This window comes from Microbispora sp. CL1-1 (genome assembly GCF_012034195.1).
In the GTDB taxonomy this organism is placed as follows: domain Bacteria; phylum Actinomycetota; class Actinomycetes; order Streptosporangiales; family Streptosporangiaceae; genus Microbispora.
Genome location: NZ_JAATEK010000002.1, coordinates 414044 through 430151, shown reverse-complemented (window position 1 = coordinate 430151; position 16108 = coordinate 414044). Strand labels below are relative to the sequence as shown.

At 70.6% G+C, this 16108-nt stretch carries 15 protein-coding genes; 5 read left to right on the top strand and 10 right to left on the bottom strand.

Annotated features, from left to right (window positions below; genetic code table 11):
- Positions 1 to 211: 211 nt before the first annotated feature.
- Both HCK04_RS04310 and HCK04_RS04305 read left to right on the top strand, forming a co-directional pair.
- Complete coding sequence (locus HCK04_RS04310; RefSeq protein ID WP_205829795.1) at positions 212 to 769, top strand: DinB family protein; 558 nt, start codon at positions 212 to 214, stop codon at positions 767 to 769.
- A gap of 170 nt (positions 770 to 939) precedes the next feature.
- On the top strand, positions 940 to 1662 hold the full coding sequence (locus HCK04_RS04305; protein ID WP_142645534.1) for a VOC family protein: 723 nt from the start codon (positions 940 to 942) through the stop codon (positions 1660 to 1662).
- Between the two features lie 61 nt (positions 1663 to 1723).
- Here HCK04_RS04305 and HCK04_RS04300 read toward each other — a convergent pair whose 3' ends face one another.
- Genes HCK04_RS04300 through HCK04_RS04290 form a run of 3 tightly spaced genes read right to left on the bottom strand, consistent with a single transcriptional unit; the run spans position 1724 to position 6033 of the window.
- The gene (locus HCK04_RS04300) at positions 1724 to 2425 is read right to left on the bottom strand and encodes a response regulator transcription factor (protein ID WP_142645533.1); all 702 of its coding nucleotides are present in this window, start codon (positions 2423 to 2425) and stop codon (positions 1724 to 1726) included.
- Positions 2422 to 3759: a sensor histidine kinase gene (locus HCK04_RS04295; protein WP_142645532.1), complete on the bottom strand. Its 1338-nt coding sequence runs from the start codon at positions 3757 to 3759 to the stop codon at positions 2422 to 2424. The genes HCK04_RS04300 and HCK04_RS04295 overlap by 4 nt, the downstream gene beginning before the upstream one ends.
- 6 nt (positions 3760 to 3765) lie before the next feature.
- Positions 3766 to 6033 (bottom strand): MMPL family transporter, encoded by a 2268-nt coding sequence (locus HCK04_RS04290; protein ID WP_260617104.1) that lies wholly within the window; start codon positions 6031 to 6033, stop codon positions 3766 to 3768.
- 339 nt (positions 6034 to 6372) lie between these two features.
- Here HCK04_RS04290 and HCK04_RS04285 point away from each other — a divergent pair, with 339 nt between their 5' ends.
- Positions 6373 to 6933 carry a TOPRIM nucleotidyl transferase/hydrolase domain-containing protein gene (locus tag HCK04_RS04285; RefSeq protein ID WP_142645530.1) on the top strand — a complete coding sequence of 187 codons (561 nt, stop codon included), beginning with the start codon at positions 6373 to 6375 and terminating at the stop codon, positions 6931 to 6933.
- A 120-nt stretch (positions 6934 to 7053) separates the two neighbouring features.
- Here HCK04_RS04285 and HCK04_RS04280 read toward each other — a convergent pair whose 3' ends face one another.
- Complete coding sequence (locus tag HCK04_RS04280) at positions 7054 to 7239, bottom strand: hypothetical protein (protein WP_142645529.1); 186 nt, start codon at positions 7237 to 7239, stop codon at positions 7054 to 7056.
- Positions 7240 to 7517: 278 nt separating this feature from the next.
- Between HCK04_RS04280 and HCK04_RS04275 the strand changes: the two genes are divergently transcribed.
- Positions 7518 to 8315 (top strand): ATP-binding protein, encoded by a 798-nt coding sequence (locus tag HCK04_RS04275; RefSeq protein WP_168065628.1) that lies wholly within the window; start codon positions 7518 to 7520, stop codon positions 8313 to 8315.
- Between the two features lie 235 nt (positions 8316 to 8550).
- On the opposite strand, the gene HCK04_RS04270 is transcribed toward HCK04_RS04275, so the two are convergent.
- From HCK04_RS04270 to atpB, 3 genes are all read right to left on the bottom strand, one after another.
- Entirely contained in the window at positions 8551 to 9291 is a 741-nt protein-coding gene (locus tag HCK04_RS04270; RefSeq protein WP_142645527.1) for a hypothetical protein, read from the bottom strand.
- Between the two features lie 156 nt (positions 9292 to 9447).
- Entirely contained in the window at positions 9448 to 9732 is a 285-nt protein-coding gene (locus HCK04_RS04265) for a YiaA/YiaB family inner membrane protein (protein ID WP_142645526.1), read from the bottom strand.
- A 75-nt stretch (positions 9733 to 9807) separates the two neighbouring features.
- Positions 9808 to 10596, bottom strand: coding sequence for a F0F1 ATP synthase subunit A (atpB, locus tag HCK04_RS04260; protein WP_205829793.1), 789 nt, complete (start codon positions 10594 to 10596; stop codon positions 9808 to 9810).
- 79 nt (positions 10597 to 10675) lie between these two features.
- Between atpB and HCK04_RS04255 the strand changes: the two genes are divergently transcribed.
- Positions 10676 to 11482 (top strand): TetR/AcrR family transcriptional regulator, encoded by an 807-nt coding sequence (locus HCK04_RS04255; protein ID WP_205829792.1) that lies wholly within the window; start codon positions 10676 to 10678, stop codon positions 11480 to 11482.
- Positions 11483 to 11748: 266 nt separating this feature from the next.
- Here the strand turns inward: HCK04_RS04255 and HCK04_RS04250 are convergent, their stop codons facing one another.
- From HCK04_RS04250 to HCK04_RS04240, 3 genes are all read right to left on the bottom strand, one after another.
- Positions 11749 to 12432 (bottom strand): type II toxin-antitoxin system PemK/MazF family toxin, encoded by a 684-nt coding sequence (locus HCK04_RS04250; RefSeq protein WP_205829791.1) that lies wholly within the window; start codon positions 12430 to 12432, stop codon positions 11749 to 11751.
- Between the two features lie 229 nt (positions 12433 to 12661).
- Positions 12662 to 13672, bottom strand: a complete 1011-nt coding sequence (locus HCK04_RS04245) for an NAD-dependent epimerase/dehydratase family protein (RefSeq protein WP_142645524.1) — start codon at positions 13670 to 13672, stop codon at positions 12662 to 12664.
- A 135-nt stretch (positions 13673 to 13807) separates the two neighbouring features.
- Positions 13808 to 16072, bottom strand: a complete 2265-nt coding sequence (locus HCK04_RS04240) for a SulP family inorganic anion transporter (RefSeq protein WP_142645523.1) — start codon at positions 16070 to 16072, stop codon at positions 13808 to 13810.
- Positions 16073 to 16108: the final 36 nt, after the last annotated feature.

The window sequence follows — 16108 nt, the reverse complement described above, 5'->3', positions numbered from 1 at the left end:
TGGCCATCCAGAGGGTCAGCCGGGCTCGTCGTGCTGAAGCAGGGGCCGAGCCCGTGGGCCGACTGAACCACGGTCTGATGCGCGCTGTGGAGGATCCCGCGATGGCCGTGCCCGGCCCTGGTGGCCAAAAGTGCAGGTGGCGTAAATCAGTTGCCGTCCGCGATGCGCGTCGCCAAAGATTGCGGCCATGGCCACGACGCGACGAGCCGACATGTTCACTGCGGACGGCAAGCCGTCTGACGATGACCCACGTGAGAACGGACCAACGCTGGGCGATGAGCGCACGACGCTGGTCGAAGCCCTGCGTTGTGCGCGCCTCACGTTGGAGATGAAGTGCGAAGGCCTTGATGCCGAGGCCATGGCGCGGCGTTCCGTCGAGCCTTCGACGATGTCGCTCCTGGGGCTGGTGCGACATCTGGCAGAGGGGGAGCGTGCGACGTTCCGGGTGATGATGGCGGGACAGGACGTGCCCCGGCTTTTCACTTCGGACACCGACCGTGACGGCGATTTCGATGGTGCCGTTCCCGACCCGGAGATGGTCGCGGAGGCGTGGGCCGCATGGCGTGCGGAGGTGGACTTCGCCGAGCGCTTCGTAGCCGAGGCGCCCGGTCTCGATATCACCGGCGACGATCCCCTGAACCAGCATGGCAGCGGTGGAGGATCGATGTCGCTGCGCGAGGTGCTGGTCGGAATGATCTGGGAGTACGGCCGCCACATGGGTCACGTCGACCTGCTGCGCGAACGGATCGACGGACGCATAGGCCAGTAACGATCATATGCAGGGCCTGCCCGCGCGGGCCGTCATCGCCGTGAACGGGAACAGTGAACGGCATCAGGGTTGCCGGCCGTAGATATGCTCCCGGAGCATCTCTTCCGTTCCGAGGATATGGTCGACCACCTTCCAATACTCATTCAACCGAAAGGGAGGTCTGGAGCGGGATGGCCTGTCACCTTGTCGCGCTCTGCTTCGACGCGCACGACCCGCTCCGTCTCGCGCGCTTCTGGGCCGGTGTCCTGGGCTGGGAGATGGCCGACGATCCCCGGGAGGGCATCACGCTCCTGCCGGGCGATGACACCGGCTTCCGGATCCGCTTTGTTCCGAGTCAGGAGCAGAAGACCGGCCAGAACCAGGCGCACTTCGATCTGACGAGCACGTCCCTTGAGGACCAGCAGCAGACGGTGGCGAGGGCGCTCGAACTCGGCGCCCGGCACATCGACATCGGCCAGCGGCCGGACGAGGCTCACGTCGTGCTCGCCGACCCGGAGGGCAACGAGTTCTGCGTCATCGAGCCGGACAACCAGTTCCTCGCCGGCTGCGGATTCATCGGGGCGCTGGCGTGCGATGGTTCGCAGGAGGCCGGGTATTTCTGGTGCAAGGCGCTGGGCTGGCCGTTGGTCTGGGATCAGGACCAGGAGACCGCTGTCCGCTCGCCGCACGGCGGCCCGAAGATCACCTGGGGTGGTCCGCCGCTCATGCCGAAGACAGGGAAGGAGCGGCTGCATTTCGACCTCGCTCCACCCGCCGACGGTGATCAGCAGGCGGAGGTCGACCGTCTCATCTCCCTCGGGGCGACGCGCATCGACATCGGTCAGGGCGAGGTCGACTGGGTGGTCATGGCCGATCCGGACGGCCACGAGTTCTGCGTGCTGCCCCCGCAATAGACTCCGCGGCCCCTACCGCGCAGGAAAAACGGGTACGAACTTCGCCGGACCTGCCCTGCCCTCAGGCGGACCATTCCGGGCTGTCGTCGTCCGCGGTGACCTGCACCAGGCCCGTCTGATAGGCGATGACGACGAGCTGCGCGCGGTCGCGTGCCTGGAGCTTCGTCATGGCCCGCTGTACGTGGGCGCGTACGGTGAACGGGCTGAGGTACATCTGCTCGGCGATTTCCTGGTTGGACAGGCCGGTAGCGACCAGCGCCACCATCTCGCGCTCGCGCGGGGTGAGCTCGGCGAGCCGTTCGGACTGGCGGGGCCGACGTGCGGTGTTCTCCGGTGTCGCCAGGAAACGGGCGACCAGGGAGCGGGTCGCGGCCGGGGACAGCAGGGTGTCGCCGGCCGCGATGGTTCGCACCGCGTCCGCCAGGTCCTCGGCCCCGATCCCCTTGCCGATGAAACCGCTGGCCCCTGCGCGCAGCGCCTGCGCGACGTACTCGTCGGTCTCGTACGTGGTGAGGATCAGGATGCGGGAGTCCTGTAGCTCCGGATCGGCACAGATCTGCACGGTGGCGGTGATCCCATCCACCCCGGGCATACGGATGTCCATGACCACCACGTCCGGGCGCAGTTCCCGGGCGAGCCGGACCGCCTCCCGGCCGTCGGCCGCCTCACCGACGACCATGATGTCGTCGGTGCTGTCGAGCAACATCCGGAAGGCTCCGCGCAGCAGGGCCTGATCATCGGCGAGCAGGACGCGCAGCGTCATGCGACGTCCCCGCGCCGTGCGGCGTCGTCCGGCGCCTCACCGCTCGGCAGAGCTTCACCCGCCGGCCGTTCGGCGTCCGCCGTCGATCGAGCGGTCGCCGCCACACCCGTCTGCTCCCGGTCGACCGCCGCGGAACTTCGGGTCGTCTCCCGTGCCGGGCGAGGCAGTTCGGCGACGACACGGAATCCGCCCTCGGGCCGCCTGCCTGCGACAAGTCGGCCGCCGACCGCAGTGACACGTTCGCGTATCCCGATCAGCCCATAGCCGCCCGATCCCGCGGACGGGCCCGGGATCGTGTGGTCCCCCGGCCCGTCGTCGGTGATGGTGAGGGTCACGAGGTCGCGGGTCCAGGCCAGGCCCACCCGGGCCCGGCCGATACCGGCGTGTTTCGTCACGTTGGTCAACGCCTCCTGGATGATCCGGTAGGCGGTGAGGTCCAGGCCCGGCGGAAGTGTCCCCGCCGGCCCCTCCTCGTGCACCGATACCGTAAGGCCCGCACGGCGGAACGACTCGATGAGCGTGGGCAGCTGAGCCAACCCGGGCGCCGGTTCGGCGGGCTGGGCATGGTCCCCCGACTCGCGCAGCAGCCCGACCGTGGCACGCAGCTCGTCCAGCGCCTGGCGTGTCGTCTCCACCAGCTGCCGCAGGCTGGTGCGGGCCTGCTCGGGGCGGCTGTCGAAGAAGTGCGCGGCGACCGTGGCCTGTGCGTTGGCAAGGGTGATCTCGTGGGCCACGAGGTCGTGCAGTTCCCGGGCGATGCGCACCCGTTCCTCGGCCACGCGCCGGCGCGCCTCGCTCTCCCGGCTCTCCTCGGCCCGCAACGCGCGCTCCTCCACCGCCGCCAGGTAGGCACGCCGGTTCTGGGCCGAGTGCCCGAGCACGCCGGCCGCCAGCGGGAAGATGACCGTCGAGCAGGTCCTGGTGACCGTGGACCAGGACAGCGGTTGCAACACCAGCCCCGCTGCCATGAGGAGTGCGGCGGAGATGAGCAGGACCGCGGCCGTCGTACGCCGCTCGGCCCGGACCGCGATCGTGTACGCCGTGATCATGGCGGGGACCACTACCAACGGGGTCAGCATCAGGCCCGCGACCATCGCCAGCACGCTGCACAGCGTGGTGACCACCATGACGGGCAGCGGTGTCCTGTGCCGCAGCGGCAGCGCGGCACAGGACACCACGGCGAGCAGATACGCGGCGATCGGCGGCGCCGTCAGCGACTCGTCGCCCCGCACGACGCTGCCGAGCAGGAAGAGCACGAACGCCGCCGCCGTGATCACCGCCTCCCGCGACCGTTCTGCGCGCGGTCGCGGGAGAAAGCCCTTCAGGGTTGTCATGCCGGCTCAGCGTCCACCGACGGGGTTCGGGGTCGCCTCCTTGTCCGGCGCGGTCGTCTGCGGTGACAGGTAAGCGTCCAGCGACCGACCCTCGACATCGACGTTCGGAAGCACGCGTTCCAGCTTACGGGGCAGTTTCCAGGACCGGTCCCCGAAGAGGGCCAGCACGGCAGGGACGATGGCCATGCGAACCACGAAGGCGTCGAAGGCGACCGCGGCGGCCATGCCGAGACCCGTCGTCCGGATGTTGGTCTGGGCGATTCCGATGAACCCGGCGAAAACGCTGATCATGATGACGGCCGCCGCGGTGACGACGCGTCCGCTGTGCCGGAACCCGGTGACGATCGCGTCCTCGCTGGTCGCACCGTGCACGTACTCCTCGCGCATCCGGGAGACGAGGAAGACCTCGTAGTCCATGGCGAGTCCGAACACGACACCGATGACGAAGATCGGGATGATCGACATGACCGGTCCAGTCTGGTCGATGCCGAACAGGCTCGACGCCCAGCCCCATTGGATGACCGCGACGACGACACCGAACGCCGCACCCACGGACAGCAGGAAGCCGAGGGCCGCCTTGAGGGGCACCAGGATCGAGCGGAAGACCACCAGCAACAGGATCACCGCGAAGCCGATGATCACGGCCAGGTAGATCACGAGTGCACTGTAGATGGACTCGGAGACGTCGACGATCACGGCAGTACGGCCGGTGACCGCGATGGAGGTGTGCGTGTCGTCCTCCACGGCGTCGACGGCGCTGCGGATGTGATGCACCAGCTCCCTGGTCTCGGCCGTGTTCGGAGCGGACGCGGGGATCGCCGTGAGGACGGCCGTGTCCTTCGCCGGGTTGAAGACGGGGGCACCGACCGAGACGACCCCGTCCACGTCGCGTACGGTCCTGGCGACCGTGTCCGCCGCAGCCTGCGCGTCGGCGGCCCGCGAGGCGTCGACGACCACGGTCAGCGGCCCGTTGAAGCCGGGGCCGAAGCCTTCGGACAGCAGGTCGTAGGCCCGGCGCTGGGTGTTCGTCACCGGCTTGGACTCGTCGCCGGGGATGCCGAGCTCGAGACTGAACGCCGGTATGGCGATCACACCGAGGCCGATCACCCCCACCAGCAGCGCCGCGAGGCGTCGGCGCACCAGGAAGCGGGCCCAGCGGACGGCGATACCGGGCCGCTTTCCGTAAGCCGCGAAGGATCCGGCAGCCGCCGCGCTGGTGACGTCCCTGGCGAACGGTTCGTTCGCGACCGTGCCCCCGATGCCTGCGGACCGGCGGCCCCTGCCGCCGCGACCCACGCCCAGGCTCCTGCGGACCGCGCGAGGCAGCAGCCGGTCGCCGAGGAAGCCGAACAACGCAGGGACCAGGGTCAACGCGATGAGGACGGAGATGAGCACGGTGCCGGCGCTGGCCAGGCCCATCTTGGTGAGCTCGGGGATGCCGACGACGCTCAGTCCGGCCAGGGCGACGAAGACCGTCGCGCCGGCGAAGACGACGGCGGAGCCCGCCGTACCGACCGCGCGGCCTGCGGCCTCGGCCGGCTCCCTGCCCCGAGCACGCTCGTCGCGGAAGCGGGAGGTGATGAACAGCGAGTAGTCGATGCCGACCGCGAGGCCCAGCATGAGCGACAGGATGGAGACGGTGGAGGTCAGGCCCAGGGGCCGAGCCAGGGCGAAGATCCCCATGAGTGAGATGAGCACGCCGATGAGCGCGGTCATCAGCGGCAGGCCTGCCGCGATCACCGAGCCGAGCGTGAGGAACAGCACCACCGCGGCTACGCCGAGGCCGATGAGCTCCGTCGAAGCGCCTGTCTGCGGTTGCGTCAGCAGGGCCGTGCCGCCGAACTCCACGGTCAGCCCCGCGCCCCTGGCCTGATCCGCGGCGGCCTGGAGGGTCTGCTTGGCCTCCTGCGTCAGGTCGTCGGCGCCCACGGTGTAGTTGATCCGGGCGTACGCCATGGTGCCGTCCTTGCTGACGGCACCCGAGCTGAACGGGTCGCTGACCGAATCGACCTGGGCACTTCCCTCCAGCGTGCCGAGCGCCTTCTCGATGGCCGCCTTGTTCGCCCTGGCCGTCACCTGCCGGCCGTCCGATGCCTGGAACACCAGGCGGGCCTCGGCGGCCTCGGGGTTGGTCCCGGGGAACCGCTCCGCCAACAGGTCGAAGGCCTGCTGCGACTCGGTTCCGGGCATGCGGAGGGCCTCGTCCCCCGACGACGGTGCCCGCACACCGAGGAAGCCGACCACGAGGAGGACGCCGACCCACAGGACGCCCACGAGCCGGCGCCTTCGGAAGGCCCATCGCCCGACTCGGTAGAAGAAGACCGCCACCTGTCGTTCACTCCAGACATCGCTAGGCAGGTTGGGATATGCGTGCGATGCACGCGGCTTCCCACACTCGCTCGCGATGTCGGCCCGGACATCGTCTCCAGGACCCGTTCTCCCCTGGTGCACGCGGACCAGCACCGCACGGCTCCTGGTGCAGATGCACTACATGCCGTGCGGCCACGAGTTGTGTGTGCTGGCCCCGCGACAGCGCGAACGCGGCGTCCGGGTCCCTTCAGCGCAGGAAAAATGAGTACGAACTTCGCCGGATTCGCTGCGAAGCTGAGCGGTGTGGACGATACGCACACGGTGGTCCTCGTCGAGGGGCTCAGCGACAAGTCGGCCGTCGAGGCGCTGGCCGAGCGCCGGGGCAGGAGCCTCACGGCCGAAGGCATCGAGGTCGTCGCGATGGGCGGTGCCACGAACATCGGCGCGTACGTCGGAAAGTTCGGCCCTTCGGGCCGCGATCTCCGGCTGGCCGGTCTGTGCGACGCCGGGGAGGAGGGCGCCTTCCGGAGGGGGCTCGAGCGCGCCGGCTTCGGGTCCGATCTCACGAGAAGCGATCTGGAGGCGCTCGGATTCTTCGTGTGCGTGGCCGACCTGGAAGACGAGCTGATCCGCGCCCTCGGCACCGCCACGGTCGAACGGGTCGTGGACGCCGAGGGCGAGCTCCGTTCGTTTCGCACGCTGCAGAAGCAGCCCGGCTGGCGCGGGCGCAGCACCCACGACCAGCTCCGCCGGTTCATGGGATCAGGCGGCAGCCGCAAGATCCGCTACGCGAGCCCGCTCGTCGCGGCACTGGAGCCCGATCGCGTGCCGCGACCGCTGGACGCCCTGCTGGCCTACCTGTGAGTCCCCTCACGAACCGGTACGAGGGCTGATCGAGAAGCACGAGCCCACCACCGCGAGCGCAGCGTGGCACGGGAAGCGCATGGGGGCCGCCTGTACGAACGGCGGCGGAATTCCGGCCGTTTACGGATCGCCGGGGATGGGATCGCCCGGGAAGGGAATGAGCCCGTCGCCCCACACCGAATTCCCCATCAGCGCCAGCGCCAAGAAAATTCCCCCTCCGATCCCGGCGCCCAGCACGAGAGTCAGCACGACCAGCTTCACCAGCGCGTACGGAAAGCGCCGGGCCGTGCCCTGGGAATACGTCATATCGACAATCCTTCGTCATCGGTCCCGGCCGGTCAATCCTGCTCAATATCAACAGACCCTTGACCCGCGCTGATGCCGGGAGCGAAGACGAGGATGAAATCACAGGTCGATCGCGGTTTCGGGCGGGCTGATTCGCGCTGTCCCGATCCGGCTTCGCCGATGACGCTCGCGCCGGTCCCGGCCGGAACCGGCTTCGCTGACTTCTTCAAGGGCCTCGGACGGGGATAGGGGAAAGAATAACTCCGGAAAAGCGGTGTATACGGTGATTTTAGATGTTCATGGGGATCGTCACGGACCGGCTCGGGAATGCCGGAGGAGTGACCTCGCTCCGCCACCTCCGTGATTGTCTCGGCGAACTCGATGAGCTGGAGCGCGGCATCAAGCACGGCATCGACAGCATGTGCGGCAAGCTTTATCAGGCCATCGACTGGCAGCGGCGGTTCGAGGCCGATGTGTCGCACGAGCTGCGTACCCCGATCGCGGGACTGCGGGCACAGTTGGAGGAGGCCCGGCTGCATCCCGCCGAGATCGACGTGAACGGCCTGATCGAACGAGCGCTCAACGACGTGGAACGGCTGCATGCGCTGGTCGACGATCTCTACCTGCTGGCCCAGCTGCACGCCGCCGCGCAGTCGTCCGACCTGGCCATGCTCGACCTCGGCGATCTCGTGCAGAGCGAAGTGGCCCGGCGTACGGACAGGCACGACGTGAAGGTGCAGGCCGTGCGCGGGGCTCTGGTGCGCGGCGTGGACGCGCGGCTCCGCCGAGTGCTGTCCGAACTGCTCGACAACGCGCAGCGGCACGCCAAGTCGGTCGTGTTCGTCCATGTCCGGCGTACGGCCCACGCGGCGGAGCTTGTGGTGGCCGACGACGGCGACGGGATCGACGAGGAGGACCGGGAGCGCGTCTTCGATCGCTTCACCCGCCTCGACGCCGCCCGATCCCGCGACCGTGGCGGGACCGGCCTCGGCCTGGCCATCGTGCGGAACATCGTGAACGGCCACGAGGGCGAGGTGCACGTGGAGCGGTCATCGGCCGGCGGTGCCGCCTTCGTCGTCCGGCTCCCGCCGGCCTGACCGGTCGTCAGCACCACCCCCGCGTGTGTTCAGAAGATGTGGACGTGGCCTCCGGCGATTTCCGCGATGCGAACGGCCGCCTGGAAGGCTGTGCTCATGGGAGTCGTCACCGGCGCCGGGGCCGCGCGCCGCTGAAGACCGGCCCGTTCGAAAGGGAGCCGGCCCGCCGCGCCAAGCGGGTCGGCCCCCGGGCCGGCTGTGTCGCGTACCCTCCGGCAGCCCGAGCCGTCCGGGCTCAGGAGAACCGCTCGACGGTCACGGGAATCGGTCCCGCATGGCGCATCGCCGTCGTCAGCCGCCGCAGCAGCGGCCCGAGGACCTGGGCGGACGCGGTCCCCAGGTGGGCCGTGAGATCGAGGCAGCAGGCGACGCCGGGCCCTATGCGGCGCACCTCCCAGGTGAAGACGTCCGGGTCCGCGCGCAGTACGCCAGAGCCGACGATCCGGGTCCCCGGGTCGCCGGCCTCCCCGGCGGGCGTCACCACGTCCGCGAGGAGAGACAGGCGTGGCTCACCGGCGAACAGCACGCGGTAGACCCGCGTGTCGTGGAACCCGTCGGGGACGCTGGGCGGGGTGAGGCGCAGGGGAGGGGAGTCCGGCAGAGGCTGGTGGTCGCGGAACAGAGCCCGCAGCCGCGTCTCGCCGGGCAGTTCGCCCCCGCCGAGACCGTGGTAGGCGGCCTCGGCCTCGGGGCGGCTCACCGCGCGGACCCGGGCGCGCAGGCCGGGATCCTCGCGCATCGCGCGTCCGAAGGCAGCGGAACTCCACCAGTCGCCGGCGGCCGCCGTCCATCCGGCGGTGTCCAGGCCGATGGCCCTGAAGTCGTCGGTGAGCGTGAACTCCTCCACAACGATCGCCTCGGCCGGGGCTTCGTCCCCGTCCGCCGCCGGCGTGATCAGGTAGTAGTCGAGAGCCGCCTGTGCTTCGGCCGCGACGGTGACGGCCGCCCGCCCGCGCTCGCGTATGTCGCCGGTCATGGGCGCACCCTACTGACCTTCGGCCGTCGTCCGTACGGGCCTGGTCGGGCGGCCCGGCGTGCGACGGCGTACGGACGAGCCCGGTGCCTCACCGGAACCGTGCACGCGGGGGAGCGGGGCGGGAATCCCGCCCTCCCCATGTCTGAGTGGCCGCCCTCAGTCGGCACGGAAGGGGTCGTGCTCGGCGAGGAGCTTGTCGAGCCGGGCCTGGTCCACGCGGCTGAGGACGGTCGACTCCTCCTGCCGGTCCCGTACGCACTTGGCCAGCGTGAACGTCGAGGTCACCACGTACATCAGCCCGAGGGCGAGGAAGGAGCGCACCCATGTCGTGACCGGAAGGTAGAGGATGCCGACGGCCAGGCCCGCGACGGAGATCGCGAACGAGAGGATGGCCTGGACGTAGAAGGCGGTCGTCGTCGTGGGTTTCACCGGTTGCGTCATGATGCCATCGTCCGCGGCGTGCGGCTGCCGGACATGAGCGCCGATACTCAGTTACCGGTGAGTACGAGCACCCGCTCAGTGGTCCGGGTGCAGGGCGTTGCCGATGTACATGGCCGCGAGCATGGTGAACAGGAACGCCTGCAGGAACTGGATGAATATCTCCAGGCCGGTCATCACGACGGCCATGGCCACGCCGAGCAGGCCCACCGGGGCCCCGAGTGCCGTGGGCTGCTCGACGAGGAACCAGAATCCCACCGCGCTGAAGAACGCCAGCAGCAGGTGCCCCGCGAACATGTTCGCGAACAGCCGTACGGCATGCGTGAACGGCGCGGTGACGAACACGTAGAGCAGTTCGAGCGGCGCGTAGAGGACCAGGGCGAGCGGCTTCGGCAGGCCAGGCGGGAACATCAGGCTCTTGAGATATCCGCCGACCCCGTGGTGCCGGAAGCCGAGACAGAGCTTGATGACATACACGATCAGGGCGAACACCACAGGGAACGCGATGTGGGCGTTCACCGGGAACTGCACTCCCGGGACCACGCCCAGCAGGTTCCACAGCAGGATCACCGAGAAGAGGCTGAGCAGGAACGGCATCCAGCGCTCGGCGTCCTTGCCCAGGAACGGCCGGGCCACCTGGTCGCGGACGAACAGGTAGCCGTACTCGCCGAGGTGCTGCAGGCCGCGCGGCACGAGGGCCGGCCGCGCGAAGGCCCCCCACGCGAACGCGCACAGCAGGACCACGCCGACCGCGGCCAGCACCACGGGCTTGGTCAGCCAATATGGCGCGCCCGGCCAGAGCGGCGGGAAGTCGAACAGCTCGACACCGGGAGCCCTGAAGTCGTCCCTGGCGAGGATCGCGGGCATGGACAATCCCCTCGATGCGCGGCAAGAAACTGCGTATGCCGTACTCACTTTATCGAGGCGAGCCTACATACCGGGTACCGTGTACGCAATAGCGGCGACGACCCGCGAGACCTGCGACGATCCGGGACGACTGACGATGACGGGCCACGAGAACCTGTGGACGCGACCCGAGCGCCCTGCTCGCGGGCCGCGGCCGAGCTTCAGCCGCGCCGCCCTTGCCGATGCGGCGATCCGCATCGCCGACGCCGAGGGACTGGAGGCGATCTCCATGCGGCGGATCGCCGCCGATCTCGGCGCGGGCACGATGTCCCTGTATCGCTACGTGACGAGCAAGGACGAGGTGCTCGACCTCATGGTCGACACCGCGGTGCGGGAGTATCTGCCGGAGGACCAGCAGCCGCCGGATGACTGGGCCGAAGGGCTCCGCCTGCTCGCCTGGCAGGCCCGGCGCACCATGCTCCGCCATCCGTGGCTGGCGCCGCTGGCGGCCGCTCGACCGCAGGTCGGCCCGAACAGCGCACGCCTGATGGAGACCGCTCTCGGCATGCTCGACGGTCTCGGCCTGGGCATCGACGAGATGCTGACCTTCGTCGGCGCGGTCTTCGCGTACGTGAACGGCTACACCCAGGGCGAACTGGCCGAGGCCGAGGCGATGCGGCGGTCGGGGATGACCCTGCAGCAGCGGCTGGCGCAGCACATGTCCTTCGTGCAGTCGCTCATCGCGACCGGTGAGTTTCCCATGCTGGAGCGGATGACGAAGGAGGCCGGCCGGCGACTCCTGGGCGCCGACGACCGCTTCGCGTACGGCCTCGACAGGCTGCTCGACGGCCTGGCCGCCGGGCTGCCACCGCGCGGCGGCGCGGAAGACCCCGCAGGGTCACAGTGACACGGACGGCCGACCCCGGAGGCGGCCACGGTCTCGGACGCGGTTTCGCGATCGAGCGCGGTCGTGAGGGAGAGCGCGGTCGTGAGGGAGAGCGCGGTCGTGAGGGAGAGCGCGGTCGTGAGGGAGAGCGCGGTCGTGAAGGAGAGCGCGGCATCGGGGCGCGGGGGTCACGGGGCCGGGCGTGGTCCTGACGCGGCGGGGTCGGTCTCAGGGGGCCGGTTTCGGAGGCGGGCCCGGCCTCGGGGCGAGGCCTGCGGAGGTGCGGCTCAGTTCGGGGTGATCTCGTGGAGGCGGCAGACCTGCCGCCAGATGCGCGCGTCGAGCGTTCCCACCTTGTCCTGGAAGTCGCCGACGGGCACGCGGACCGGGCCGGTGAGGTCGAGGAAGCTGTTGTGGTCGGCGTCCGGGTCCCAGGTGCGGGTGGGGATCTCCACGTGGTCGGAGCGGTCGCTGCGATCCTGGCTTGTGATCTTCAGGACTTCGGCGCCGCCCCGGTGCGTCCTGAGCACCACGCAGGGGCGCACCTTGTGGCCCGGCCCGTCCTCGTAGGGCACGTCGGCCCACCAGATCTCGCCCGGACGCGGATCGGCCTGGGTGACCGCGCCGCCTGCGCTGCGCCCTCCACCCGGACCTCTGTCCGTGCCTCCGCTCGTGCCTCTGTCCGTGCCTCTGCCTGGGCCGCGACCCCGGCCTCCGTCGCGGGCCCCGGAGCCGGTGCCGGTGCCGCGCGTCGTGTGGGGGGCCGGACCGCCGCCGGGCCTGGTGCCCGGCCGCGTGGCCCCGGCCGGGGCACGCCCCCCGGGCGCCGTGGTCCGGCCGGCGCGGCCCGGCGAGGGACGCGAAGAGGGGCGCGGCGCGGACCGCCGCCGCGAGGTCCCCGGCAGGCGCCCGGTCATCCCGAGCACTCCCAACACGACCAGCACGGCCACGATCACACCCACCCAGATCATGGCCGACAGCCTACGGCTCCCCACGACCCCCTCCGCCAGGGGAGTCCACCGCCCCCGCCCGGCGCGCTCGGTTTCGCCTCCGCCCTGGGCGAGCCCGCTCCGGTAGCGGACTCGCCCACCCTCGCCCGGCGCGCTCGGTGTCGCCGTCGCTTCGGCTGAGCCCGCCTGGGCGGTGCGGGCGAGCGCGCGGCCTGGCGCCCACTCCCACCCGGCCGCAGGGTGGTCGAGGTCAGGAGCGGGCGTCCCAGGCGGCGAGGATGCGGGCCTCCTTGTCCGGGTCGATGCCGTGGCGCATCCGGCCGCCGAAGCTGCGCCGCTCCTCGGGGATGTCCTTCAGCCACTCCCAGGTGTCGCGGACGGTCTCCCGCACCGGCCTGCAGGTGAGACCCGCGGCGATGGCCTTGGCGGAGGAGTGCGTCCACACGCCCGGGTTGTCCGCCTCCGGGGCCCACAGCGGCAGCTCGGTCCACATCTCCACGCCCTGCTCCACCAGGAAGGCGTCGTCGACCCACACCAGCTCCGCGTCCGAGCCGGTGGCCTCCACGCAGTCGTTCAGCCAGTCGCCGTACGTCGTGTTGCCCTGCACCCCGCCCGTCATGTAGCGGCCGGTGGTGCCCTTGGCCGCATGGTCGAGGGCGAACGCCGCGATGTCCCGGGCGTCGATGAGCTGCATCGGGAAGGCCGGGTTGCCGGGTGCGAGCACCCGCCCGCCTCGGGAGATGCGGGTGAGCCACCAGGGCAGCCGGCCCACGTTCTCGTGCGGGCCGAGGATCAGGCCGGGCTGGATGACCAGCGCGCCGCCGTCGAAGTGCTGCTCGACCGCCCGCTCGCACCCGGCCTTCAGCACGCCGTAGTCGCCGAACTCGGCGTCCGCGTCCGGCGGGCACTCGTGGCGGGGGAAGGTCTCGTCGACGCCCGGCTTGCCGGGCCAGTCCGGATAGGCGGAGATGCTGGAGATGAACGTGTAGTGCGGAGCGTGCCCCGACAGCGTCCGTACGGACTCCAGGACGACGCGGGGAACGAAGCCGCACACGTCGATCACCGCGTCCCACTGCCTGCCGTCGGCGAGCCGCCGCAGGTCGTCGGTGCTCTCGCGGTCGCCGCGCACCGCTTCCACGCCGGGCAGGTCCGTCCCGCTCCTGCCCCGGTTGAACGTCGTGACCTCATGACCGCGCCGCAGCGCCTCGTCCACGATGGCGCGTCCGAGGAACACCGAACCGCCGATGACCAGAATTTTCATACGGTCAATCCTTGGCCCGCCCGCGTCGCACCTCCGCCCGGTTTCACGGTCGGCGGACATGATCCGCTGACAGCGAAGCCGGGCCGCTCGGCCCGGCCCGGCCCCGCCGTGACTCAGCCGGCGCTTAGCCGGAGCTCAGCCGGTGCGCAGCTCGGGGACCGGCGTGAAGCGTTCCTGCTCCAGCACGTGCACCCGCGCCGCGCCGATGTCGAAGTACAGGCCGGTGAGGTCCAGCTTCCCGGCCTGTACGAGGGTGTCCACGAACGGATGGGTCCGCAGATTGTCGAGCTGCTGGATGACGTTGATCCGGCAGAGCCGGTCGAGCGGCCCGGTGTCGTCGTCATGCGGCTCGGCGGCCACGAACCTGGCCAGGCTCTGCCGTCCGTGCCGCAGCCAGCTCCGCAGCGCGGGCAGGTCGGGCACCTCACCCAGCAGGGCGGCCATCGCGCCGCATCCCGAGTGCCCGCAGACCGTGATCGTGCGTACGCCGAGCACCTTCACGGCGTACTCGATCGTGGCCGCCACCGAGTCGTCGGCCGGGACGGCGCCGGCGCGCGGCACGAGATTGCCGATGTTGCGCAGCGTGAACAGGTCGCCGGGGCCGCTCGCGGTGATGATGTTGGGCACGATGCGCGAGTCGGCGCAGGTGATGAACAGGTGCGACGGCGACTGCTTGCGGGCCATGCGGTGCAGCACCGGGCGGACCATCGGCGCGGTCCTGCGCTGGAACTCCCGTGTCCCCTCCAGCAGATCGGGCACGCCCTGCGGCTCGCAGAGCATGGAGATGTCGTCGTGCTTCCCGCCGTCGGCGCCGATCACCGCGTAGGACCCGGCCGTAGCCAGGGAACGGGAGCGGCGCCGGTAGGCCCAGGGCAGCCACCAGCGGTCGTGCCGGGGCGGAATCCTGGCCGGGAACAGGCGGACGCCGTTGATCGCGGCGGAGTACCACTCGGCGTGCGGCTCGTCCACGTCGATCACGCCGCCGGTGCGTTCGTGCTCAAGCCGCCAGGCGTGCAGCGCCTCGAAGGCGGCGTTGTCCATGAAGTCGAGGTGCAGGTCGAGCTCGACCGCGGCCCCCGCGGGGATGCCGCGCAGCGCCTCGGTCAGCCGGGGCACGCCGAGGAACGTCAGCGACCCGGTGACGACGACCCGCCAGCGCCGCTCGCCCGTGGGCCGTACGTCGACGGAGACCCAGGCCAGGCGGCGCAGGGCGAGCAGGGCGGCCAGCCCGAGGCCGATCGCCACGCCCTCGGCCAGGCCGATCAGCACGACACCGGCCATCGTCACGAAGTAGACCGGCACCTCGCGGTGGTTGTGCAGGTTGCGGACGTGCCCGAGGTTGACCATCTGCACGCCGATGAACAGCAGCAGCGCCGCGAGCGCCTCCAGGGGGATCAGCGCGATCATCCAGGCGAAGAGCGCGGTGAAGAGCAGCACCCACACCCCGTGGAGCACCGAGGACCAGCGGGTGCGGGCGCCCGCCCGCGCGTTGGTGGTCGTGCGTACGACGACGCCCGCGACCGGAAGGCCGCCGAGCGCGCCGGACACCATGTTCGCCACGCCCTGCGCGGTGAGGTCGCGGTCGAGGTCGGCGCGGGGACCGTCGTGCAGGCGGTTGGACGCCACGCAGGTCAGCAGCGACTCGACTCCGGCGAGGAGGGCGACGAGGAGGACGGCTCCCGCGATCGCGTGCCAGTCGCCCTGCGGCATCACAGGTCCCTGAACGGAGGCGAACCCGCCCTGGAGGTCCACCTTCGTCAGATCCCAGCCCGACACCGCGGCCGTCAGCGTGGCGATCATCAGCGCGGCGAGCGGCGCGGGCACGGCGCGCAGCCGGGGGATCCGGCCCCACACGAGCAGGACCCCGATCGTCAGCACGCCGATCATGACGGCGTGCGTGTGGTTGTCGAGGATCTGGGCGGGAAGTTCGAGCACGTTCTCCAGCGCGGAGCGCCGCGGGGAACCGCCGAGCACGATATGCAGCTGGGACAGCGCGATCACCACGCCGACCCCGGCGAGCATGCCGTGGACGACCGCGGGGGAGACCCCGAGCGCCGCCCGCGCGACCTTCAGCCCGCCGAGCGCGAGCTGGAGCAGGCCGGCCATCACGGTGATGGCGCACGTGGCACGCCAGCCGTAGGTGTGGACCAGCTCGGCGACCACCAGGGACAGACCCGCGGCCGGCCCGCTGACCTGGACGACGGAGCCGCCGAGGGCGCCGGCCACCACGCCGCCGACCACGGCGGCGACGAGCCCGGCCGCCACCGGCGCACCGGACGCCACCGCGACGCCGAGCGACAGCGGCACCGCCACCAGGAAGACCACCAGCGATGCGGGCACGTCATGCCGGAGTACGGACATCCAGTTACCCGGCGTAATCGTCTCGTCACTGATTGTCATGGGCTGACAATAGGTCAGCCGCGGAGACGGTCACCA